The 1,044-nt window shown below is 62.1% G+C and carries 2 protein-coding genes; one reads left to right on the forward strand and one right to left on the reverse strand.

Going from position 1 to position 1,044, the window contains the following annotated elements; all coding sequences use genetic code 11:
* Nucleotides 1-50: 50 nt before the first annotated feature.
* On the reverse strand, nucleotides 51-569 hold the full coding sequence (locus I53_RS31730) for a MucR family transcriptional regulator (protein ID WP_187294405.1): 519 nt from the start codon (nucleotides 567-569) through the stop codon (nucleotides 51-53).
* Between the two features lie 293 nt (nucleotides 570-862).
* Between I53_RS31730 and I53_RS34635 the strand changes: the two genes are divergently transcribed.
* On the forward strand, nucleotides 863-1,044 hold a 182-nt coding region (locus I53_RS34635; protein ID WP_148291221.1), incomplete at its 3' end, for a hypothetical protein.

The raw sequence follows: 1,044 nt of genomic DNA on the forward strand, positions 1-1,044 counted from the left end.
CATCGCCCGACACATGATCGCAAATGGATCGTTTCCGTCGATTCGGCCGACTACTNCGCCACGACTTTTTTTCGCCCGCGCGGCTTGGAAGCAGGCGCGACCACGGTTTCCGGTGTCGGCGCCGGCGCTGGCGCCCCGACGTTCTTGCGGCGCTGCTGCCCGAGGCCCAGAGCCCGAGCCAGCTCGGAGCGTTGGGCGGAGTAGCTTGCAGCGGTCATGGGATAGTCCCGCGGCAAGCCCCACTTCTCACGGTAGGCCTCGGGCGTCAGACCTCGCAACGTAAGGTGACGGCGAAGCGTCTTGTACGGCTTCCCGTCCTCGAAGCTGATGATATGATCCGCCGTGACCGACTTGCGGATCTGGGACGGGCTCATCTTTTCAACGGGCGAATTCGCGGCACGACTTTGAGTTGTCAAACCACTCAACGCCGCATGGATGCCGCCAATCAACCCGGGAAGCTCCGAAGCCGGCACGGAATTGTTCGACACATAAGCCGCCACGATATCTACCGTGAGATCGACCGACGGGCTGTGCTCGTTAGCTGCGCTGTCACTCACGATAAACTCCATGAGTACAAATCACCAAGTCGATCAATCCAGGTCGGATGCGATCGAATTCATCATAACGATAGCAGAGTATACAAAAAATCTCAATCATAATTGCGGAGGCGCGGAGAGATCGAAACCGCGCGGCGTCGATGCCAGGGGGATGCCAGGGGATGTCAGGGCGATGCCGTCGTTGACCGGGCATTAACCATGCCGTCGCTAGGGTTCGTTAACCATGCCGGCGACCCGTTTCTGGGCGGCATGATCGATGACCTTCGGACTTCGGTGCCGGAGATGTGGGCGGAGACCGGGATCAGGTGCGGACGGCGGCTGACCGGCGGAAACGGCAGAACTCGCGGCTGGCCGTCGCGGCGCTGAGCTTAACGCTCGCGACGCCGGCGCTGGCTCAACGCTTCGACGCGACGAGTCCCGTCACGGGTCAGCCCGACAATCCCGGCATCGGGCAGGAGGCGGCGCCGAACGGCCTGCCAGCCCTCAA

The sequence above is a fragment of the Methylobacterium sp. B1 genome (genome assembly GCF_000333255.1).
Classification (GTDB): Bacteria; Pseudomonadota; Alphaproteobacteria; order Rhizobiales; family Beijerinckiaceae; genus Methylobacterium; species Methylobacterium fujisawaense.